At 34.5% G+C, this 21,212-nt stretch carries 20 protein-coding genes; 11 read left to right on the top strand and 9 right to left on the bottom strand.

Features of this window, described 5'->3' with window-relative positions; all coding sequences use genetic code 11:
- Nucleotides 1-19: 19 nt before the first annotated feature.
- Complete coding sequence (gene tamL / locus Y10_RS14740) at nucleotides 20-2,572, bottom strand: translocation and assembly module lipoprotein TamL (protein ID WP_281766174.1); 2,553 nt, start codon at nucleotides 2,570-2,572, stop codon at nucleotides 20-22.
- 47 nt (nucleotides 2,573-2,619) lie between these two features.
- On the opposite strand from tamL, the gene Y10_RS14735 reads away from it, so the two are divergent.
- A complete protein-coding gene (locus tag Y10_RS14735) occupies nucleotides 2,620-3,342 on the top strand; it encodes a TrmH family RNA methyltransferase (RefSeq protein WP_281766173.1) in 723 nt (240 codons plus the stop codon).
- A gap of 10 nt (nucleotides 3,343-3,352) precedes the next feature.
- Here Y10_RS14735 and porT read toward each other — a convergent pair whose 3' ends face one another.
- From porT to Y10_RS14715, 4 genes are all read right to left on the bottom strand, one after another.
- Entirely contained in the window at nucleotides 3,353-4,057 is a 705-nt protein-coding gene (gene porT / locus Y10_RS14730) for a type IX secretion/gliding motility protein PorT/SprT (RefSeq protein WP_281766172.1), read from the bottom strand.
- 4 nt (nucleotides 4,058-4,061) lie between these two features.
- Complete coding sequence (gene ubiE / locus Y10_RS14725; protein ID WP_281766171.1) at nucleotides 4,062-4,790, bottom strand: bifunctional demethylmenaquinone methyltransferase/2-methoxy-6-polyprenyl-1,4-benzoquinol methylase UbiE; 729 nt, start codon at nucleotides 4,788-4,790, stop codon at nucleotides 4,062-4,064.
- A 133-nt stretch (nucleotides 4,791-4,923) separates the two neighbouring features.
- On the bottom strand, nucleotides 4,924-6,114 hold the full coding sequence (locus Y10_RS14720) for a pyridoxal phosphate-dependent aminotransferase (protein ID WP_281766170.1): 1,191 nt from the start codon (nucleotides 6,112-6,114) through the stop codon (nucleotides 4,924-4,926).
- Between the two features lie 28 nt (nucleotides 6,115-6,142).
- A complete protein-coding gene (locus Y10_RS14715) occupies nucleotides 6,143-7,246 on the bottom strand; it encodes a fatty acid desaturase family protein (RefSeq protein ID WP_281766169.1) in 1,104 nt (367 codons plus the stop codon).
- 158 nt (nucleotides 7,247-7,404) lie between these two features.
- Between Y10_RS14715 and rsmG the strand changes: the two genes are divergently transcribed.
- The gene (rsmG, locus tag Y10_RS14710; protein WP_281766168.1) at nucleotides 7,405-8,034 is read left to right on the top strand and encodes a 16S rRNA (guanine(527)-N(7))-methyltransferase RsmG; all 630 of its coding nucleotides are present in this window, start codon (nucleotides 7,405-7,407) and stop codon (nucleotides 8,032-8,034) included.
- Between the two features lie 76 nt (nucleotides 8,035-8,110).
- Entirely contained in the window at nucleotides 8,111-8,971 is an 861-nt protein-coding gene (locus Y10_RS14705) for a hypothetical protein (protein ID WP_281766167.1), read from the top strand.
- Between the two features lie 45 nt (nucleotides 8,972-9,016).
- Here the strand turns inward: Y10_RS14705 and pruA are convergent, their stop codons facing one another.
- The 4 genes from pruA to Y10_RS14685 form a co-directional block, all read right to left on the bottom strand.
- Nucleotides 9,017-10,645, bottom strand: a complete 1,629-nt coding sequence (pruA, locus tag Y10_RS14700; RefSeq protein ID WP_281766166.1) for an L-glutamate gamma-semialdehyde dehydrogenase — start codon at nucleotides 10,643-10,645, stop codon at nucleotides 9,017-9,019.
- A 113-nt stretch (nucleotides 10,646-10,758) separates the two neighbouring features.
- Nucleotides 10,759-11,145: a Co2+/Mg2+ efflux protein ApaG gene (gene apaG, locus Y10_RS14695; RefSeq protein WP_281766165.1), complete on the bottom strand. Its 387-nt coding sequence runs from the start codon at nucleotides 11,143-11,145 to the stop codon at nucleotides 10,759-10,761.
- A gap of 2 nt (nucleotides 11,146-11,147) precedes the next feature.
- Nucleotides 11,148-12,329: a DUF3667 domain-containing protein gene (locus Y10_RS14690; RefSeq protein WP_281766164.1), complete on the bottom strand. Its 1,182-nt coding sequence runs from the start codon at nucleotides 12,327-12,329 to the stop codon at nucleotides 11,148-11,150.
- Between the two features lie 40 nt (nucleotides 12,330-12,369).
- Nucleotides 12,370-13,611, bottom strand: coding sequence for a type IX secretion system plug protein (locus Y10_RS14685; RefSeq protein WP_281766163.1), 1,242 nt, complete (start codon nucleotides 13,609-13,611; stop codon nucleotides 12,370-12,372).
- A gap of 193 nt (nucleotides 13,612-13,804) precedes the next feature.
- Between Y10_RS14685 and Y10_RS14680 the strand changes: the two genes are divergently transcribed.
- The 8 genes from Y10_RS14680 to Y10_RS14645 all read left to right on the top strand — a co-directional run bounded on the left by Y10_RS14680 (nucleotide 13,805) and on the right by Y10_RS14645 (nucleotide 21,212).
- Complete coding sequence (locus Y10_RS14680; RefSeq protein WP_281766162.1) at nucleotides 13,805-15,145, top strand: Na(+)-translocating NADH-quinone reductase subunit A; 1,341 nt, start codon at nucleotides 13,805-13,807, stop codon at nucleotides 15,143-15,145.
- 14 nt (nucleotides 15,146-15,159) lie between these two features.
- On the top strand, nucleotides 15,160-16,314 hold the full coding sequence (locus tag Y10_RS14675; protein ID WP_408733623.1) for an NADH:ubiquinone reductase (Na(+)-transporting) subunit B: 1,155 nt from the start codon (nucleotides 15,160-15,162) through the stop codon (nucleotides 16,312-16,314).
- 3 nt (nucleotides 16,315-16,317) lie between these two features.
- Nucleotides 16,318-17,064, top strand: coding sequence for an NADH:ubiquinone reductase (Na(+)-transporting) subunit C (nqrC, locus tag Y10_RS14670; protein WP_281766161.1), 747 nt, complete (start codon nucleotides 16,318-16,320; stop codon nucleotides 17,062-17,064).
- A 6-nt stretch (nucleotides 17,065-17,070) separates the two neighbouring features.
- The gene (locus Y10_RS14665; protein WP_281766160.1) at nucleotides 17,071-17,793 is read left to right on the top strand and encodes an NADH:ubiquinone reductase (Na(+)-transporting) subunit D; all 723 of its coding nucleotides are present in this window, start codon (nucleotides 17,071-17,073) and stop codon (nucleotides 17,791-17,793) included.
- 32 nt (nucleotides 17,794-17,825) lie between these two features.
- Nucleotides 17,826-18,446, top strand: coding sequence for an NADH:ubiquinone reductase (Na(+)-transporting) subunit E (gene nqrE, locus Y10_RS14660; protein ID WP_281766159.1), 621 nt, complete (start codon nucleotides 17,826-17,828; stop codon nucleotides 18,444-18,446).
- Between the two features lie 21 nt (nucleotides 18,447-18,467).
- A complete protein-coding gene (gene nqrF / locus Y10_RS14655) occupies nucleotides 18,468-19,751 on the top strand; it encodes an NADH:ubiquinone reductase (Na(+)-transporting) subunit F (RefSeq protein ID WP_281766158.1) in 1,284 nt (427 codons plus the stop codon).
- Nucleotides 19,752-19,947: 196 nt separating this feature from the next.
- Nucleotides 19,948-20,781, top strand: coding sequence for a hypothetical protein (locus Y10_RS14650; protein ID WP_281766157.1), 834 nt, complete (start codon nucleotides 19,948-19,950; stop codon nucleotides 20,779-20,781).
- 71 nt (nucleotides 20,782-20,852) lie between these two features.
- Nucleotides 20,853-21,212 carry a Na(+)-translocating NADH-quinone reductase subunit F gene (locus Y10_RS14645; protein WP_281766156.1) on the top strand — a complete coding sequence of 120 codons (360 nt, stop codon included), beginning with the start codon at nucleotides 20,853-20,855 and terminating at the stop codon, nucleotides 21,210-21,212.

Raw genomic sequence — 21,212 nt, 5'->3', positions numbered from 1 at the left:
TGTAATAAAATTATATGGCTTAAAATGGATAATTGATACCAATATTGAGCACAGCGTCCTTAAAGTTGACATTTGTCAACCATCGTCTGTCATATGATAGTGCGGGGTCATATGCTTTAAATCCGGTATCTAATCTAAATACAAAGAAACCAAAGTCATAACGTAGTCCTATTCCTGATGCTAGAGCAATATCTGCAATAGATGAAATACCGCTAAAAGTGGCGTCTTCATCTTCTACATTATCAAAAACATTCCAAATATTTCCGGCATCTGCAAATAAGGCACCTTTTACGCTACCGGCTATTGGAAAACGGTACTCAAGGTTAAAGGCTAATTTTAGGTTAGCTTCATTAAAGTCGTTTACAGAACCTGAGCTTCCTGGTCCTAATGAGTAGGCTTGCCAACCACGGTTGTCATTAGATCCTCCGGCAAAGTAACTTCTAGAGAAAGGGATGCTGGTAGAGTTGCCAAAAGGCACCGCCATACCTAAGAACCCTCTAAAGGCAAGTACTTTGTCTCTAGAAACTTCAAAATATTTAATATAATCAAATTCAGCTTTTGCGTATTGAGAGTATTGTACACCAAATAATAGGTTTTTATCATTATCGGTTTGCTCTAAGTTGGCAGAGTTGGCAAAAAGAGAAAGTAGATTACCTGCTAGTTCAAACTTAGTTCTAAACTGATAAAACTGATTGTCTAGTAAACCTCTTCTGCTGTTTATGGTGTAAGTAAGGTTAGAAGCTACTATAAGGTTGTTATCTGTTAACCGTTCTTTTCTTTCGTTAATACTTCTAATATCTTCACGGTCGTTACTGGTAACACTTAGTTGGTTGCTTAACACATCGGCAATAAAGTTATCTGCACCGTAAGGTATGTTTAGGTTTCCGTTATCGTTTAAATAGCTATTGTCTAAATTATAATCTTGAGCAATGTCATTAAGTCTACTATAAGTAGTTTGGTATACATTAAAAAAGTTATCAATGTTAACGTTTCTAATAAATTGAATATCTATTAACTCAAGGCTTAGTTTTTTTAATGTAGTAGGGTGCCAGTTGTATATTAATGCACCGTCTAAGGTTCTTTTATCTAATCCAATATTTTGTTGCACACTGGTACCCACAGAAAATACCGTTGTAGGTATCATATTTTTAGTAATCCATTTATCGGTATTTAGAGGGAAGAAAATTCTAGGGAAACTCAATTTAACATCGGCTCCTATTTCAGAAATATTAAAAAACCGGTCGTTTTCGGCAGCACTTTTTTGAGAACCAAAGGTGCTTCTACCAGAAATTTCCAATGTTTCGGCTCCTCTAAATATATTTCTGCTGATTACAGATCCCATAAAAGAAATACCAAAATCTTGAATGTTAGAGTGCGATACATCTACATCAAAAACCGCAGTAAATCTTTTTTGAGGGGTAAGGTATATGTTGTTTACTAATTGCGTATTGGTGCTATCATTCTCAACATACGCATATTCAATATTTGGGTATTTAAAGGTGTTAAGGTTGCTAATTTGTCGGTATGTATTGGTACGGTCAATATCTCTATAGATGCTTCCTGCTCTGGCAGCAATAACATTGGTTAATGTTTTAGGTGAATACCTTAGTTTTTTAGAGAAATAAATGGTGTAGCCGTTGTATACAATAGAATCTAACTCATAATAATTGTCTGAGAAAGAATAATCTGCATATATATTTACCTTTTTGATGGTGTGCACCTTGTAATCTGATACTATTAAGCTATCGCCACTACGTTGTGTGTAGTTGTTTATTATAAGTTTTACGGGCATCTTGAAATCTTGATGCTCTGCTACAGTATCTCTTAAGATTTCGTATTCAATGGAATTTTGTTGAAAGTTATATATACCAGAATTTCTTAGCGTAAATGTAAGTCGGTCTCTTTCTTTTTGAAAATTATTTAAATCATATCGATCACCTTCTTTAATAAAGGTGTTTCGTTTAAATCTTTTAAAAATAGAGTCTACGTCATGCGAAGCAATTTCGTTAGAAAGTGAATCTATGTAATACGCATTTCCTCTGTTAATAAAGTAATCTACTTTTCCTCTTTTTTCTTTTTTCTCTAGGGCCGATATTTCATAATCTACGGTAGCGTTAAAATATCCAAGAGAATTAAGGTATGCTGTAAGTTTATCAGCAGATTTTTTAGTTTGCAGGTCACTTATTATAACGGGAGCTTCTCCTGTTTTGCGCAGCCAATTCTGAAAACCAATTTTGGTTTTGGTCCATTCTACTAACTGCTTTTTAGATAGCAATTGTTCGGCAAATGTATGTTGTTTTAAAACGGTGTCTAAACGAGCTAAATAAATAGAGTCAGATTTTGGTTTTGCGGTGTTGTAGATATGAAGCCCTAACGGAAAGCCTAATAAATTACTATTAGGGTACTGATAATACAGCCCCTCCATATTAATGTCTTTGATTGGTTTACCGTTTTCAATAAGTGTATTTTTGGTAAGCAATAGCTCATCCTCCGAAACTCTTTTTACAGCATTACACGAACCAAGTAAAAATATTATAACAATAACTGTTATTTTTGCCAGAAACCTTTTCAACAAACAAAGCGTTTTTTAGAAAATAAATTCAAAAATACATTATTTACATGGTTAGTAAAAACCAAATAAAATTAATAACGAGTCTGCAACAAAAAAAGTATCGTCAGAAGACAGGATTATTTGTAGCAGAAGGTGTTAAAGTTATCAATGAATACCTTAACGCAGGATTTGATTTAGAAATATTATTTACCACTAAAGAAGATAGTTTTCCGCAGGCACATTCTGTTGAGGTGATAGATGAACAGGCACTTAAAAAAATTAGCCGATTGTCTACGCCAAACGTTGGAGTAGCCTTATTTAAAATTCCGGCAGCTAAAGAAATTGTTGAAAATGGTTTGTTGGTTGCTTTAGATGGTGTTAATGATCCGGGAAATTTAGGAACTATTATACGTTTATGCGATTGGTTTGGAGTGGAGCAGTTGCTATGCTCTGTTAATACGGTAGATTGTTATAACCCAAAAGTAATACAAGCCACTATGGGGTCTCTTAGTAGAGTGAATATAGTGTATACAGATTTAGAAGAATTTTTAAACTCTACACAATTGCCAGTGTATGCCGCTACGATGGAGGGAGCTAATGTGTATGATGCTCAATTAGAGCAAAATGCCATTTTGGTGATGGGTAACGAAGCTAACGGTTTAACTGATGAGGTTAGTAAATTAGTAACCTCTAGCATTGGTATACCCCGTTTTGGAAAACTTCAGCAAACTGAAAGTTTAAACGTAGCTACCGCAACGGCAATTTTATTGAGCGAATTTAAAAGAAGGTAGTTCTATAAGTCTATTCAAACGTAAAGTTAATAAATACCCCTCTAGTTTGTATGTAGTTGATGTTGCTTGTCCAAGGGCTGTTAGGGTCTATGTCATCTAAAAGTTCATCGGACATTGCAAATACACCTCTAATAGATGGTGAAAACTTAAAGGTAGGGGTGTAGAAGTCTATACCAAAACCAACTTCATAGTAGTAGGTGTTTTTTTTCATTCTAAACACTCCAGAGCTATTGTCGTCGGCACTTTTTTCTTTACTACCTAAGTTTAAAGAGGTAGATAAACCACCAACAATATAAGGTTTTACATTACCCCAACGTTTAGCACTAGCTTTTAGTAATAAAGGAACGTGAATGTAGGTAGAGTTGGTTTCTCTAATAGCATCGTCACCTACTAAAATAGGGTTTTGATAATTTAAAGTACGTTTTGTGTAGTATAATCCAGGTTCTAAACGTAAATCAAAATAATCGTTTAAACGTAAATTACCTACCAACCCAACATTAAAGCCTATCTCTGGGTCTACAAGTACATCGTCTCCACCAGGAGGCGTTTCATTGTAGCTAAAAACAAAGTCGTAGCTATTAAAACCTAAAAAATAACCCCAGTGTACGGGTTGCTTATCAAAATTAGGTAGTTGTTCTACAACTCGGTGTGTTCTTTGAGAAAAAACTGCTTGTACGGCAGTTAATGCTAATATTGTTAGGAAAATACGTTTCATAAAATTATTTCATCGCTACATAAATAGTAGACACCCCCATTGTTTGAGGTTTATCTTCTACATCTATAAACCCAATTTTTCTCAAAATATTGTTGAACTCTTCTCCAAAAGGAAAAACAGATGCAGATTCTGATAGGTACTTGTAGGCTGTTTTGTCTTTAGAGAACATTTTGCCAATAGAAGGTAAAATAAATTTAGAGTAAAATTTATATCCTTGTTTAAAAGGGAATTTAGTAGGTACAGAGGTTTCTAAAACCACAAATCTTCCACCAGGTTTTAAAACACGGTAAATTTCTGCAAGTCCTTTTTCAAGATTTTCAAAGTTTCGTACTCCGTAAGCAACAGTAATAGCATCAAATTCATTATCAGAAAATGGTAGGTCTTCACTATCTCCAATAATCATTTCAATAGTATTTGAAAGATTCTTTTCAGCTACTTTTTCTTTTCCTACTTCAAGCATTCCAGGAGAAATATCTAAACCAACAATTTTCTCTGGTTGTGTTGCTGCCATGGCAATTGCTAAGTCTCCTGTTCCTGTAGCAATATCTAATATTTTTTTAGGTTGCGTTTCGTTTACCAATGCAACCACTTTTTTTCTCCATTTTACATCAATACCAAACGATATTACGCGGTTTAGACCGTCATAGTTACCAGAAATGGTGTCAAACATTTGAGTTACTTGTTCCTTTTTGCTTAGGGTAGACTCTTTGTATGGTTTTACTTTTTCAGACATGAACCTTAAAAAATTTTGGGCAAAGATACATAATGATTTATGAAACGAATTAGAACTTCAATTATTTTAGAAGAACGTACAAAAAAAGCTGCTCTTGTGAGCAGCTTCTGTAAATATGTTTATGGCATGTAGCTTATGCTAATGCTTCTTTAATTCTTTTGATAGCTTCTTTTAATTCCGCTTCTGAAGCAGCATATGAAATTCTTATACAGTCTGGGTTACCAAAAGCTTCACCTGTAACTGTTGCTACGTTAGCTTCTTCTAATAAGTACAATGAAAAATCTGAAGCATTTTCAATTGTTTTGCCTTTTAGTGTTTTTCCGAAGAAGTGAGAAATGTTAGGGAATACATAAAAAGCACCTTCTGGTACGTTTAATTTAAAACCTTCAATTTCTCCTAAAAGACCTAAAACTAAATCTCTTCTTTCGTGAAATTTATCAATCATGAATTTAATTTCACTTACAGGAGCTTCAAGCGCTGCAATGGTAGCTCTTTGTGCAATTGCATTGGCACCACTTGTCATCTGACCTTGAATTTTAGTGCATGCTTTCACTATGGCTTCAGGAGCACCAATGTAACCAATTCTCCATCCTGTCATAGCAAATGCTTTAGAAACACCGTTTACTGTAATGGTTCTGTCAAACATACCTTCTATGCTAGCAATGCTTGTGTGTCCTGTTTCAGTAAAGTTAATATGCTCGTAAATTTCATCTGAAACAATATAAATATCAGGGTGATTGTTTAATACGGCTGCTAAAGATTCTAATTCTTCTTTACTATATACAGATCCACTTGGGTTACAAGGAGAACTGAACCACATCATTTTAGTTTTTGGTGTAATAGCTGCTTCTAGTTGTGCTGCAGTCATTTTAAAATCAGTGTCTATAGTAGTAGCTACTTCAACAGGTACACCTCCGCAAAGTTTTACAATGTCACTATAACTTACCCAGTAAGGAGCAGGAAGAATAACCTCGTCACCTTCGTTAATCATTGCTAACGCTAAGTTTGCTAAAGATTGCTTAGCTCCGGTAGAAACTAAAATTTGGTTTAAACCGTATGTTAAACCATTGTCTCTTTTAAATTTATTTACAATTGCTTGTTTTAAATCTCCGTATCCATCAACAGGAGAGTAGCTACTATAATTTTGGTCAATAGCTTCTTTTGCTGCATCCTTAATGAAATCGGGAATATTAAAGTCAGGCTCTCCTAAACTTAATCCAATAATATCTTTTCCTTCTGCTCTAAGCTCTCTGGCTTTAGCTGCCATGGCAAGTGTTGCTGAGGTTGCCATGTTCAAAACTCTTTCAGATAAGTGCTGATTCATTTCTATAGTTTACTAAACGTTTTTAAAATTATGCTTGTAAGGATGGTTTTTTACCCAATTCCTTTAAATGTTTAAAATGTGATATAATTGCTTTTCTAGTAGTGTCATACTCATTGTATGGCAAATTAAACTCTTGCGCCGTTTCCTTTACAATTTTAGCAATTTTTGTATAATGGATATGACTAATATTTGGGAAAATATGATGTTCAACCTGATGGTTTAAACCACCGGTAAACCAATTTACAATCTTATTTTTAGTAGAGAAATTGGTAGTAGTGAACAATTGGTGAATAGCCCAAGTGTTTTTCAGGGTTCCGTTTTCTTCAGGTAACGGTGTTTCTACATCCTCTACTACGTGTGCCAATTGAAAAACTACACTTAAAATTAAACCTGCGGTATAGTGCATAGCAAAAAATCCTATAAGCACTTTCCACCAAGCAATGTCTAAAAATACCATAGGTATCACAATCCAAATGCTCACATAAATAATTTTAGTAATTACCAAAATGCTCCATTGTTCTACAGGACTTTTAAACTCTCCGTAAGATAATTTTCTTTTTATATAGCGGCGCATTTGTCTAATGTCGGTAGTAATAGCCCAATTAAGAGTTAATAATCCGTATAACAAAATAGAGTATAAGTGCTGAAATCTATGGAATCTTTGCCATTTGGCATGTTCTGTAAATCTGATAATACGGCCTGCATCTAAATCTTCATCATGGCCGTGTATGTTGGTGTACGTGTGGTGCAGTACATTGTGTTGTACTTTCCAGTTGTATACGTTACCGGCAAGTATGTAAATACTTGCTCCCATAGCTTTATTAATCCATTGCTTAGAAGAATAAGAGCCATGGTTTCCGTCGTGCATTACATTCATTCCTACACCTGCCATACCAATACCAATTACTATAGTAAGCAATAATTGTAACCACTGGTTCATGTCAATAGTAAGAATAAGAAAGTAAGGTGTTAGAAAAATGGAGAACATAATAACCGTTTTCAGGTATAATTTCCAGTTTCCTGTTTTTTTAATGTTATTTTCAAGAAAATAATTATTGATTCTACTATTCAGAGTCTTGAAGAATTTCTGAGGATCTTTTCTTGAAAAACGTATGGTTTTTACTGAATTCATTAGCTTTTTCTGTATATTTTGAAATTATATACCATAACGATATAATATATTTTCAAAATACAAAAGTAACAATTCTATTTTGTAGGGTATCAATTTTCAGCTTAAATATCTATTTGATTTTAATTACTTTTGTTAAAAATTGACCCATTTAAAGGTATATGGATATTATTTTAAAGTACTTTCCGGAACTTACTGATATACAGATAAAACAGTTTGCGCAATTAGAAAATCTTTATAAAGATTGGAATTCTAAAATTAACGTGATTTCTAGAAAAGATATCGACGAGCTTTACATACGTCATGTGTTGCATGCGCTAGGTATAGCTAAAGTGCAGCGTTTTAAACCAGGTTCTCATGTGATGGATGTTGGAACAGGTGGAGGTTTTCCTGGGATTCCGTTGGCTATATTATTTCCTGAAACTCAGTTTTATTTAATTGATGCTATTGGTAAAAAGATTAAAGTGGTAAACGCGGTAGCAGAAGCTATTGGGTTAACTAATGTTATTGCGGAGCATGGAAGAGCAGAAAAGGTAAAACAAGAGTTTGATTTTATTGTGAGTAGAGCGGTAACTAATATGCCCGATTTTGTGAAATGGGTGCGTAACAAAGTTAAGAAAGATTCTGTGCACGATTTTAAAAACGGAATTCTGTATTTGAAAGGTGGAGACTTGTCTGAAGAGTTGGCTATTTACCAAAATGTACAGTTGTTTGACTTACCCGATTATTTTGTAGAAGACTTTTTTGAAACTAAAAAGGTTGTTTACTTACCTATGAAATATAAAAAGTAAGTAAGAAAATTAATTATTTTTTTGGAAAAGGAATACTTTTTGAGGTAGTTTGTAATACAACTTTTACAACCTACCAATGAAATTATTTTTTACAGCACTTTTTAGTTTTTGTGTTTTGATAACCTCGGCGCAAAAAGGAAAAGTAAACAAAGCTAAAGCTAGTTTAGATACTCCAAATTACAATACACTTGATGATTATGTAAAAGATCATCCGCAAAGTAGTACTGCTACCAATAGCAGTAGTAGTGGAAGTTCAAGTGGAATAAGTGGAGAGTTGTTTGAAGCAATTTTTGTGGGCGCAACCTACGCTACTGTAGGTGTGTTGATAGGAGGAGCTGAAAGAACGGAGTTTAATTTATATCCTTACCATGATGGTTCTCCTGGTGAATATGCAGGCTGGGAGGAAACCGATAACGATACCACATTTATAACAAACCATTTATATGACTTTAAATTGTCTGATTTGCGAGGTCAGGCAAATTATTTTACTGGAAGTTCTGTAAACGGATATAAAGCTAAGCTAGATTATAGACCTGTTTATTTGGTAGGGGTAGATGCTACTTACACTAGCTTCTACGAAGATGTGATTGATGAGAGAGCGCAATTAACTATGTTTAGTATTATGGCAGATTATTACCGGGTGCGTACTAAGTATGTTACAGGGTGGTGGGGCGCTGGTTACACCTATGTTGGGTCTGGTGTAGACACAGGTGGTTTTGCGTATCAATTAGGGGTAGATGTTTTTCCTGTAAGACCGGTTAGTTTTAGGTTGCTGTGGAAACAGAGTTTTATAAACACCAATAGTGTAGATGAATTTCAGGCAGAGGCTAAGTATTATTTTAAAAGAGTATCTCCTTTTGTAGGTTGGCACCACAATATGCTAGGTGATGTAAGCATCAACGGAATGACGATAGGTTTACAATATATTATACATTAAAAAAGGTGCTCATTGAGCACCTTTTTAGTTATATAGATAAATTTTTTATTCTCCTAAAAATGGATATCTGTAGTCTGTTGGAGAAACAAAGGTTTCTTTAATAAGTCTTGGAGAAACCCAACGGTATAAGTTAAGTTTAGAACCAGCTTTGTCATTTGTTCCAGATCCACGAGCTCCACCAAATGGTTGTTGTCCTACTACAGCACCAGTTGGTTTGTCGTTAACGTAGAAGTTACCAGCAGCATTTTGTAAAACGGTAGTTGCTTGCGTTAAAGCATATCTATCTTGAGAAAATACAGCTCCGGTAAGTGCGTACTCAGAAGTTTCGTCTACAAGTTTTAAGGTTTCTTCCCATTTCTCATCATCATAAGCATATACTGTTACTACAGGACCAAATAATTCAGTTTCCATAGTAGTATATTTTGGGTTGGTAGTTAAAATAACGGTAGGTTGTACAAAGTATCCTTTAGACTTGTCATAGGTACCACCAGCAATAATTTCAGCATCAGCGTCTTCTTTAGCTTGGTCTATATACTTAGCTAATTTGTCAAAAGAGGCTTCGTGAATAACTGCTGTAATAAAGTTACTCATGTCTTCAGGAGATCCCATTTTGAAAGAGTCAATATCTTTTTTCACTAACTCTAAAATTGCATCTGCTTTAGATTTTGGTAAGTAAACTCTAGAAGCAGCACTACATTTTTGACCTTGGAACTCAAATGCACCTCTAGAAATAGCGGTTGCTACTTGTTGTTCAATAGCGCTTGGGTGTGCAACAATAAAATCTTTACCTCCAGTTTCACCTACAATTCTAGGGTAGGTTTTGTACGTGTTGATATTAGCACCAATTTTAGTCCAGATATTTTTAAATACAGTGGTAGAACCTGTAAAATGGATACCTGCAAAATCAGGGCTAGCTAATACAGTATCTGTAATCATAGCAGGGTCACCATATACAACGTTTATAACACCATCTGGTACACCTGCTTCTTTAAATACGTCTACAATTACTTTAGCAGAAAAAATTTGGCTATCACTAGGTTTCCAAACCACTACGTTACCCATTAAAGCGGCACTGGCTGGTAAGTTACCAGCAATAGCAGTAAAGTTAAATGGAGTAACAGCGTAAACAAAACCTTCTAATGGGCGGTGTTCTACTCGGTTCCAAATACCTTTGTCAGATTCTGGTTGATCTTCGTAAATCTCTGCCATGTACTGAACATTAAAACGTAAGAAGTCTATAATTTCACATGCCGAATCAATCTCAGCTTGGAAAATATTTTTTGATTGTGCAATCATAGTAGCAGCGTTCATTTTATCTCTGTATGGTCCAGAAATAAGTTCTGCGGCTTTTAAAAAGATAGCAGCTCTTTGTTCCCATGGCATAGCAGCCCATTTTTCTTTGGCTTCTAAAGCAGTGCTAATTGCTTTTTCTACGTGAGATTGTTCTGCTAAGTGGTAAGAACCAACTACGTGTTGGTGATCGTGTGGAGGGGTAATGTTACGAGTATTGCCCGTTTTAATTTCTTCGCCTCCAATATATAAAGGAATATCTACGGTGCTACCATAGTATGCTTTGTATTGTTCTAAAACTGTTGCCCTTTCAGGAGTCCCGGGAGCGTACGATTTAATTGGCTCATTAACCGCAACTGGAACTTGAAAAAAACCTTTTCCCATTTTCGATATCGTTTTAAAATTATTAAATGCTATATGGCAAATGTATAATTTTATAAACGATTTCTAATTTTAAATGCGTTAGAATAATCTTAATGTTATAAAGAGGTTGTTAACTAATTAATAGCAAAAGGAGCATTTAGCTTAAATGTAGGTACAATTACGTGAAACTTTTTAGTGGTTGTGAAATTGATCATATTAAAATGACCTTTCATGGCTCCGATAGGTGAAGCAAGCAAGCAACCTGAATTGTAGGTGTAAGATTCACCTGGTTTTATAACTGGTTTTTTTCCAACTACACCTTCACCGTCTACAATTTCCATGTCATTTAGAGAGTCTATAATATCCCAATGTCTAGAAAGTAATTGCACAGCATCTTTACCCTGGTTTTTAATAGTAATCCAGTACCCAAATGCGTAGTGCATTTTGTAGTTTTTAAAGAAAGTGCCCTCGAAAGATGTACTTACTGTAATTTTGATACCTCTGGTTACTTGTGTTACCATGATTAATAAAGAATGAAACTGATAATTGAAAAAATGATTGTTGCTATTATGGCTAATATACTAAAAATAGTATGTATATAAATGTATTTAACAAAAGTTTTTAATCGGCCTTGCCCATAGAATCGTCTCATGGCTAGATACAGATAAATCAAGTTGTAAATAAAAATAACCAAAAAAATTGAAGAGGATAAAATACCTCCTCCTGTGAAAAATACTGAGACCGTCCATAACAATACGGAAAATATTAAGATAGTGAGTGTTTGATAACAAAACACCATATGATCCATATAGTAGAAAGTTTTTTTCTGGTATACCAGCCATATAAAAAATGCGAGAAACGGAATGGTGAAAAATACTAAGAACGGGAGCTTACTAATAATGAAAGATAAATAGAGGCTTGGGGTTGTTTTTATCTTGTAATAATTAAGTCCTAATTTATAAGATATTTGATTTTCCCAAGTGTCTTCTATTTTCATTTCTTCTAATAAATGTGAATAGGAACGCATGTTTTGCTTTTCAATTCCATATTTAAAAACATCTGATTTGTAATCAGTAATGTCAGTGAAACTTAGGTTTGTAGTAGCAAGTGAATCAAAGTATTTTTTAGCACTAAAAAAGTGGATAGAATCTTTGTTAATTTCTTTTTTTTCTTTTTGTCCTCTGTTGCTTACTAATTTTATTGCTGAAAAAGGAGCGCTTATTTTGGTAGTGTCTTTTAGTTCTGGTGCAATTATGTCTAATGAGTCTCTTACAATTTGTTGAATACTGTCGGCTCTATGTGCTGTTTCTTGTAAATATTTTTCAGAAAATTTTTCTTGTGCAAACTCGTCTACCTGTGATAAGTCAAAGGTTAATAGCAAGATGATTATATAGATAAAAGACATGCTTAAGAAAAACCTAAACGGGTTTGAATAGGATGCTTTTTTTCCAGAGGTATATTCTTTAGTGGCTTTCCCTGGGTATCTAATTAAGGTCCATGTGGTTTTTCTAAACTTAGAATCGTAAGAGAAAATAACATCAAAGAAATCTCTAAATAAATCAATTAGCGTTATTCTTTTAGTAGAGTTTAATTGAGAGCATTTAGGGCAATACCTGTCGGTTTTGTTTAATGAGTAATTGCAGTTAAGGCATTTCTCTCCTCTGTACTTTAATAATTTTCTTTTGTTTGTTTTAAGCTTCCACATGGTTGTTTAGTTAGTTGGTTAAAGGTTGTGGTTTGTATAGCTAGTTGGTAATGTTTTGGCTGCTGCCATAGCCTACTCCTATAAGACTGTCGTACAAATCTCCATACCCTCGGTAGTACACTAATACCATATAATCATTTTCTGTTTGATAAAAATTACCGCCAATGTTGTTGTAATCTATGGTTTCAGAATTGTCTATAGTAACAAATTTATAATTGTAAAACCCTTGTTTTAAAAGCATGGTTGATTCTAAAACCCCGGTTTCTTTATTCATTGTAAGCTTGTTTTCGTCGGTAAATTCATAGTTATTAAACTTACCGTATACGTAAATATCTTTATCTGCTAAAGAAGGTTCGTTTTCTAAGAAAAAATGTACAAAGGCATATTCTGCTTCGGTTTCGTTATTTCTTCCGTTTAAAGTGTTTACTTCAAAATCTCCATTAATGTCAGGATAATAAGTGTATGGTTTTTCACTTCTTCTTTCCGCAGGATATAAGTATGAATGGTAGATGTCTTTAAGCTCTATTTTGAGTACTCCGTTACCAGAAATTCTAATGTTATTGTTGTCAAAAAAGTAATACTCATTACCCGCCCAAAAGGCTGTTTCTTGGTCGTACTTGTAGATGAGTTCATCACCCAAGGTATACTGAGGCTTAATGTTGTAAATGGCAGTGTTCCAGTTGTAGTTTTGTAAGATAACCGTTTTTAGTTGTTCTTGCGGATTTATAATATTGGTAGTGTTTTTAATACCTAGTTGTACTACTTGTTTGGTGTAGGTGTAGTTTAAGTCTCTAGATCGTTTAATGTTTACTTCAACCGCGTGCGCTGGTTTGTAAACTACAAATCTTCTAGAGAACATAAGTTCGTCATAGTCATTGTAAATTTCCAACATGTAGTTTCCGGTAATGGTTAACTTCGTTCTGTTGTTGGGTATGGTTAATGTGTAATGAGAGTACGGTTGTAAGGTGGTAAATGAATTAGAATAGTCAATAATTCGTTGGTCGTCAACTCCATTTAGGTATTGACTTTTGTTTAGGTTAGAAGGTGTCCAGTCGTAATTACAATGCACTATTTTATAATAATAATCAGCCTCTTGCGCATCAATATCATCAAATTGCAGTGTGGCTGTTTCGCTTAAAGTTATTACAGGAAACTGCTCATCGGTAGCGCCGGTAAAAATAATAGAGCGTAAGTAGTATGGGGGAGTGACTTCCTTTTTTTCTTGAGCATAAGAAATAAGGGAGAAAAGGGTAATACTGAATAATATATATATTCTTTGCATTTTTATACTTGTAAATTTCGATAAATATAATCAAAATATTGCGTTGAGTATAAAATGCTAAAATTAAGAATTTATTGTATTATTTAGAATAAATATAAATAAAGCTTCTAAAAGAGAATGCCTTAAAAAACTAAGTGTAATTCAGTAAATTTGCGTCGATTTTTATGCAACTAATATATCAAATCAAGTAAATATGTCAAACGACATTCGTATCAAAAAAGGCTTAAATATCAAGCTAAAAGGAGAGGCGGAGCGCCTACTTTCTGAAGCGCCTAGGTCTAAAGTCTTTTCTATAAATCCTTCAAATTTTCATGCAGTTACCCCTAAGATGGTTGTAAAACAGGGCGATGTAGTAAAAGCGGGAGAGCCAATTTTTTTCTCAAAAAATGTTCCTTCTGTTAAATTCGTAGCGCCTGTAAGTGGAAAGATTAAGGAAATTAGAAGAGGTGCTAAGCGCGTTATTTTAGATGTTTTAATTGAAGCAGATGCTGCAGACACATTTGTAGAGCATGGAGTTAAATCTCCATCTTCATTAAGTGGAGATGAGGTTAAACAGTTGTTGTTAGATAGTGGTTGTTGGCCATTTATTAAGCAACGTCCTTACGATGTGGTTGCTAATCCGGCAGATTCACCAAAGGCTATTTTTATTTCAGCTTTTGATTCTGCACCATTAGCGGCAGATGTAACTTTTGCTTTAAAAGATAAAGAAGCAGCTTTTCAGGCTGGGGTAGATGCTTTAGCAAAATTAACTACTGGTAAAGTTCATCTAAGCGTTGAAAGCGGAGCTTCATCTTATTTTAATAAGATTAACGGAGTTACCCTTCATAACGTATCTGGAGTTCACCCAGCAGGTAATGTTGGAGTTCAAATTCATCATATCGATCCTATTAATGCAGGTGAGCGTGTGTGGGTTGTTGGACCTCAAGACGTAGTAGCTATCGGAAACTTGTTTTTAACAGGTAAGTTTGATGCTTCTCGTGTTATTGCTGTAGCTGGTACTTCTGTAGAGGCACCAAAATATTATGCCACTACTATTGGTAGTGCTGTTGCAGATATTTTAGGAACTATACCTGAAGGGGCAAGAATTATTTCTGGTAATGTTTTAACAGGTGATAATGTAACTGCAGATGGTTTCTTAGGATTCTATGATAGTGAAATTACGGCTATTCCAGAAGGTAATAATTATAGATTATTTGGTTGGATGCCATTTAAAGATAATTACATTCACAGTTATGCAAAAACTTCTTTTGCATGGATGTCTGGTAAAAAGTTTGAAGCAACTACCAACATGAATGGTGAAGAGCGTGCTTTGGTTGTTACCGGTGAAATGGAAAAAGTAATGCCAATGGATGTATATCCTATGCAATTACTTAAAGCATGCTTAGCAGGTGATCTTGAAAAAATGGAGAACTTGGGGATATACGAAGTAGCACCAGAAGACTTTGCTTTGGTAGACTACGTTTGTACTTCTAAAATAGAAGCTCAAGCTATCATTAGAGAAGGATTGGATGTAATGATTAAAGAAGTAGGTTAATAATTACAGTTATTATGAGTTTAAGAGATAAGATAGATAATTTTAAGAAGCCTTTTGCGAAAGGCGAGAAATATGAAAAGTGGGCTCCGGCAGTAAATGCTTTAGATACTTTTCTATTTGTTCCAAATCACACTACCAAAAAGGGTGCTCATATTAGAGATGGTGTAGATTTAAAAAGAACCATGATTACTGTAGTTATTGCATTATTACCTGCTTTAATCTATGGTATGTACAATACAGGATATCAACATAACATTCAAACAGGTGAAGCTACCGATTTTATGACGTGCTTCTTATTTGGTTTATGGAAGATATTACCAATGATTGTAGTTTCTTATGGTGTTGGTTTAGGTATTGAGTTTGCTTTTGCTATTTATCGTGGTCACGAAGTAAACGAAGGATATTTGGTTACTGGTTTATTGATACCAATGATAATGCCAGTAGATATACCACTTTGGATGGTAGCAATTGCAGTAGTGTTTGCAGTTGTAATAGGTAAAGAAGCTTTTGGAGGTACTGGGATGAATATTTTAAATCCTGCGTTAACTGCCAGAGCTTTTGCATTTTTTGCATATCCTACTTTTATGTCTGGTACTAAAGTATGGGTAGCAGATGCTATTAATGTTGATGCTATATCTGGAGAAACAATTTTAGGAAAATTAGCTGCGGGTAATGCTGCAGGTTATGATATGTGGAGCATGTTTGCTGGTTCTATTCCTGGTTCGGTTGCAGAAACTTCTACTTTATGGATTTTAGTAGGTGCTGCAATTCTTATTTTAACAGGTGTAGGTAGCTGGAGAATTATGCTAGGTGGTGTAATTGGTGCTTCTATTATGGGCTTAATCTTTAATGCATTCCACGTAAATGCATTAATGGAGTTCCCATGGTATGGTCATTTAATGATTGGTGGTTTTGCTTTTGGACTTGTGTTTATGGCAACAGACCCTGTTTCTGCGGCACAAACAACTACTGGTAAATGGATTTATGGTATACTAGTGGGACTGTTCTGTATTATGATTAGAGTATTTAACCCTGCATATCCAGAAGGAGTAATGATGGCCATTTTATTATTAAATGTGTTTGCTCCTACCATTGATCATTACGTAGTACAATCTAGCGTTAATAGAAGAAAGAAAAGATTGGCAGCTAAACAACTTAAAACTACTTAAATCATGAATAGAGATAGTAACGCATATACTTTTATATTTGCTATTGTAATGGTGTTAATTGTGGCATCTGCACTAGCATTTACAGCGGTTTCTTTAAAGCCAATGCAAGACGATAATATTCGTAAAGAAAAAATGCAGAATATTTTGTTTACTATTGGTCTTGATTCTGTTGAAGTAAACGGAGCAAAAGAACCATTGACAAGAGATTTGGCTCAAGAAAATTATTCTAAATATGTTAAAGAGCAAATTTCATTAAAAGCAGACGGAACAGTTGATGCTTCTGTGGATGCTTTTAAATTAGATTTAACAAGCGAAATTAAAAAGCCTGTAGACGAGCAACGTTTTCCTTTATTCATTGCTGAAAAGGATGGGGCTAAATTTTATATTATTCCTTTAAGAGGTGCTGGTTTATGGGACGCTATTTGGGGATATATTTCTTTAGATGACGATCTTAACACTATTAAAGGTGTTGTTTTTGATCACAAAGGGGAAACTCCTGGTCTTGGAGCTGAGATTACACAAACTTGGTTTCAGCAACGTTTTCATGACAAAGCAATTAACGACGAAGACGGAAACTTTGTTGGTATCACTGTTATGAAAGGTGGTAGTCAGGGTAATGATAATGCTGTAGATGCAATTTCTGGAGCAACCATTACTAGTAGAGGTGTTGAAAACATGATTAAAGAAAGACTTGATCATTATTTAGCATACTTTAAAAAAGAAAAGTCTGAAATGGCATTAAACAACTAGTTAGGTATGGAGAATAAAGAAAATAAAAACAGTAAAAAAGCACCTGTAGTACTTTTTGTAGCTAAGGAAAAAGAACCTCTTTTTTCTAAACAAAACAGAAAATTACTTTCAGATCCTTTAGATGATGATAACCCTATTACCGTACAGGTATTAGGTATTTGTTCTGCATTAGCAATTACCGTACAATTAGAGCCTGCAGTAGTTATGGCTATGGCGGTAATGGCAGTAGTAACATTTAGTAACTTAATTGTTTCGTTATTAAGAAACTTAATACCTAACCGTATTCGTATTATTGTACAGTTAGTAATTGTTGCAGCGCTAGTAATTTTAGTAGACCAGGTTTTAAAAGCGTTTGCTTATGATGTAAGTAAGCAGCTTTCGGTATTCGTTGGTTTAATTATTACCAACTGTATTGTAATGGGACGTTTAGAAGCTTTTGCTTTGGGTAACGGACCATGGAAATCTGTTTTAGATGGTATTGGTAACTCAGTAGGGTATGCTGTTATATTAATTATTGTAGCATTTTTTAGAGAGCTTTTAGGTTCTGGTAAATTATTCGGAATTGAAGTTCTTGGTCATAAAGGTGTTACTATGGCAGAGTCTACAAGATTATACGCATTAGGGTACGAGAATAACGGTTTAATGTTATTATCTCCTATGGCGTTAATTTTAGTGGGTATCATTATCTGGGCACAACGTGCTAGAAATAGAAAATTAATTGAAAATTAATCGGGTTTTAGGCCTAAAAAATATTTAGAAAAATGCAAGAGTATTTTAGTCTGTTTGTAAAAAGCATCTTTATAGATAATATGATTTTCGCATATTTCCTAGGGATGTGTTCATATCTAGCAGTTTCTAAGTCTGTAAAAACAGCTGTAGGTTTAGGTGCGGCGGTAATATTTGTATTATTTGTTACAGTACCTGCAAACTATATGTTAGATAAGTATTTGTTAAGACCCGGAGCTTTAAGTTGGTTAAGTGAAGAGTATGCAAGTATAGATTTAAGTTTCTTAAGTTTTATCATGTTTATTGCGGTTGTAGCATCTATGGTACAGTTAGTAGAGATGATTGTTGAGAAGTTTGCACCAGCATTATACGGTGCACTTGGTATCTTTTTACCACTTATTGCTGTAAACTGTGCTATTTTAGGAGGTTCGTTGTTTATGCAACAAAAAGATTTTCCTAATGTTGGTATGGCAGCTACCTATGGTTTAGGATCTGGTATTGGGTGGTTCTTAGCTATTTTAGCAATTGCTGCTATTAGAGAGAAAATAACCTACTCAAATGTTCCAGGACCTTTAAAAGGATTGGGTATTACTTTTATTATTACCGGTCTTATGGCAATTGGATTCATGAGTTTCATGGGTATTAGTTTAGATTAATTTTTTAGAAGATATTATATTATGGTAATAGTAGCAAGTTTAATTGTATTCTTAGGGTTAATACTTTTATTAGTAATTATCCTGTTGGTGGCTAAAGCTAAATTAGTACCTTCTGGACCAGTTACTTTAAAGATTAACGGAGAGAAAAATGTAGAAGTTTCTTCTGGAGGATCGCTTTTAGGGACTCTTGGAAACAATAAAATATTCTTACCTTCTGCATGTGGAGGAGGGGGAACCTGTTTACAGTGTAAATGTAAAGTTTTAGAAGGTGGTGGTGAGCCATTGCCAACTGAAGTACCGAACTTTACTAGAAAAGAGTTAAAAGCAGGATGGAGATTAGGATGTCAGGTGAAAGTTAAACAAGACATGGTAATTGAAGTTCCTGAAGAAATTTTTGGTATTAAAAAATGGGAAGCTGAAGTAGTACGTAATTATAACGTGGCATCTTTTATTAAAGAGTTTGTAGTTAGAATTCCGGAAGATATGGATTACGAAGCTGGTGGATATATTCAAATTGAAATTCCTCCATGTGAAATTAAGTATTCTGATATTGATATTACGGCTCACCCAGAAGAACATGAAACACCAGATAAGTTCCAATTAGAGTGGGATAAGTTTAAATTATGGCCGTTAGTAATGAAAAATTCTGAAACAGTGGAGAGAGCTTATTCAATGGCTTCTTACCCTGCAGAAGGAAGAGATATTATGTTGAATGTTCGTATTGCAACACCTCCTTTTGATAGAGCTAAAAATGGATGGATGGATGTTAACCCTGGGGTGGCTTCATCTTATATTTTCTCTAGAAAGCAAGGAGATAAAGTAACTATTTCTGGTCCTTACGGTGAGTTCTTTATTAACCATTCTGAAGCAGAGATGTTATATGTAGGTGGTGGTGCTGGTATGGCGCCAATGCGTTCGCATTTATATCACTTATTCAAAACATTAAAAACTGGAAGAAAGGTTTCTTATTGGTACGGTGGTCGTTCTAAACGTGAGTTGTTCTATTTAGAGCATTTTAGAGAGTTAGAAAGAGATTTCCCTAACTTTAAGTTTTACATAGTGCTTTCAGAGCCATTACCAGAAGATAATTGGAATGTAAAAGCTGACGTTGATAGTCCGGGTGATGGATTTACAGGATTTGTTCACCAAGCGGTAATAGATCAATACTTATCTAAGCATGAAGCACCTGAAGACATTGAGTTCTATTTCTGTGGACCTCCAATGATGAACAAGGCTGTTGTGAAAATGTGTGAAGATTGGGGAGTGCCAGACGAAAATGTTCGTTTTGACGACTTCGGAGAATAATATTTATTTGATATATTTAGTGGAGAGGCTATCGAAATCGATAGCCTCTTTTTTTGTATTAAGTGTCGACGAATGGTAATTTTTTGATTTATCGGGTGTAAAAGGTTGTCTGTCGTAACAACTGTTCTAGCTGGCGGTTTTTGATGTTTGTTGTGGTTTTATGATGGTAAATTGCGGTGTAATTAAACTAGATGTCATGAAAAATAAAGTCACTTTAAGTACAGTTTTTATATTGTTTTTTGCATTACAATTAACAGCACAAGTAGGTATAGGTACTACTGCCCCAGAAGGTATTTTAGATATAGTTTCAGAAAACTCAGGTTTAGTGTTACCTAGAAATGCTGACCCAGATGGTGCAGATAATGTTGTGGGTACCGCAGATGACGGAGTATTTACTCCAATAGAAGGTATGATGGTGTATGATAAAGCAGATAAAGTTATCAGGTTTTATGATGGAGCTAAATGGCAAGTAGTAAACTCTAAAGATGAAGTTGAGGAACCAGAAAATGAGGGGGTTATTCAGATTAATACAAGTGCCGGAGGAAATCCATATTTGAATATAGATCAAAACAATGAAATCGATGTTTTTCAACATATACAGTATAGTGGTGGTTTAGATTATGCAGATGCCCCAGTAACCCATTGGCCAGAAAATGATCAGTACCAAGCGGATGCTAGTGTGTATAATAGTGCAGAAGGTAGTTTTATTGAGAATGCCGTTTTAGGGCAAGTGCATTTATGGAGAATAGAAATGGATTATGTTAAATCTGGTGGTGGTGCTAGTTCTGAAACTAAACTAACTTTTAAAATTGCTAACGAGGCTGTTGGATCAAACTTTGAGTTAGAAGAGTCTAGTTTTGCATTTGCTAATACAGGTACTATTTCTTTTTTGATGTTAACTATTGCCGATAGTACTAGTTTACCCGCACCATACGGAACCGGAAATGGTTACAAGTTTTACATTAAATCTTCTGCTAAGATTGAATTAACAGTTACACAAGTTACGCGAATTTCTTTACATAAAGATTAGTATGAGAACACTTTTAAAAATTAAATCCTGAATTTGATTCAACTCAAGTTCAGGATTTCTATTTTTGTACTATGAATGTTTTAGACGAACAAGAGTTACACAATTTAGCCATGAATATTGTGGGTAAAGAAATAGAGAGCCGAAAGTGGGAGTTTTTAGCTGTGAATAGCCAGTTGAAGAGAGATCCGCAGTTTGTTTGTGTGGATGCACAAAACAAAAAGCATTTTGTTATTGTTAGAGCTATTAGCTATCCTGATAATCCACAAGATATAGATTATGTTTTTATGGAAACTGTAAAAGAACACGCTATGAAGTTTGAGGCTAAAACTCACTATGCTGGTGTGGGGTTGGCGAATGCAGAGAACTATGAACTGCCAGTGTCAAAAGACAATGATTATATTGTAAATTATAACGGACTTGTTGAAATTTAA

It is taken from the genome of Neptunitalea lumnitzerae (assembly GCF_027924185.1).
Classification (GTDB): Bacteria; Bacteroidota; Bacteroidia; order Flavobacteriales; family Flavobacteriaceae; genus Neptunitalea; species Neptunitalea lumnitzerae.
This window is presented reverse-complemented; position numbering and strand designations above follow the sequence as displayed.

Coding starts and splice junctions, on each gene's coding strand:
- nqrE (WP_281766159.1), top strand. CDS start 17,826: ATGCAAGAGTATTTTAGTCTGTTTGTAAAAAGCATCTTTATAGATAAT.
- Y10_RS14735 (WP_281766173.1), top strand. CDS start 2,620: ATGGTTAGTAAAAACCAAATAAAATTAATAACGAGTCTGCAACAAAAA.
- Y10_RS14690 (WP_281766164.1), bottom strand. CDS start 12,329: ATGTGGAAGCTTAAAACAAACAAAAGAAAATTATTAAAGTACAGAGGA.
- Y10_RS14645 (WP_281766156.1), top strand. CDS start 20,853: ATGAATGTTTTAGACGAACAAGAGTTACACAATTTAGCCATGAATATT.
- nqrC (WP_281766161.1), top strand. CDS start 16,318: ATGAATAGAGATAGTAACGCATATACTTTTATATTTGCTATTGTAATG.
- Y10_RS14675 (WP_408733623.1), top strand. CDS start 15,160: ATGAGTTTAAGAGATAAGATAGATAATTTTAAGAAGCCTTTTGCGAAA.
- Y10_RS14650 (WP_281766157.1), top strand. CDS start 19,948: ATGAAAAATAAAGTCACTTTAAGTACAGTTTTTATATTGTTTTTTGCA.
- nqrF (WP_281766158.1), top strand. CDS start 18,468: ATGGTAATAGTAGCAAGTTTAATTGTATTCTTAGGGTTAATACTTTTA.
- Y10_RS14720 (WP_281766170.1), bottom strand. CDS start 6,114: ATGAATCAGCACTTATCTGAAAGAGTTTTGAACATGGCAACCTCAGCA.
- Y10_RS14665 (WP_281766160.1), top strand. CDS start 17,071: ATGGAGAATAAAGAAAATAAAAACAGTAAAAAAGCACCTGTAGTACTT.
- apaG (WP_281766165.1), bottom strand. CDS start 11,145: ATGGTAACACAAGTAACCAGAGGTATCAAAATTACAGTAAGTACATCT.
- Y10_RS14685 (WP_281766163.1), bottom strand. CDS start 13,611: ATGCAAAGAATATATATATTATTCAGTATTACCCTTTTCTCCCTTATT.
- Y10_RS14715 (WP_281766169.1), bottom strand. CDS start 7,246: ATGAATTCAGTAAAAACCATACGTTTTTCAAGAAAAGATCCTCAGAAA.
- Y10_RS14705 (WP_281766167.1), top strand. CDS start 8,111: ATGAAATTATTTTTTACAGCACTTTTTAGTTTTTGTGTTTTGATAACC.
- rsmG (WP_281766168.1), top strand. CDS start 7,405: ATGGATATTATTTTAAAGTACTTTCCGGAACTTACTGATATACAGATA.
- porT (WP_281766172.1), bottom strand. CDS start 4,057: ATGAAACGTATTTTCCTAACAATATTAGCATTAACTGCCGTACAAGCA.
- ubiE (WP_281766171.1), bottom strand. CDS start 4,790: ATGTCTGAAAAAGTAAAACCATACAAAGAGTCTACCCTAAGCAAAAAG.
- pruA (WP_281766166.1), bottom strand. CDS start 10,645: ATGGGAAAAGGTTTTTTTCAAGTTCCAGTTGCGGTTAATGAGCCAATT.
- Y10_RS14680 (WP_281766162.1), top strand. CDS start 13,805: ATGTCAAACGACATTCGTATCAAAAAAGGCTTAAATATCAAGCTAAAA.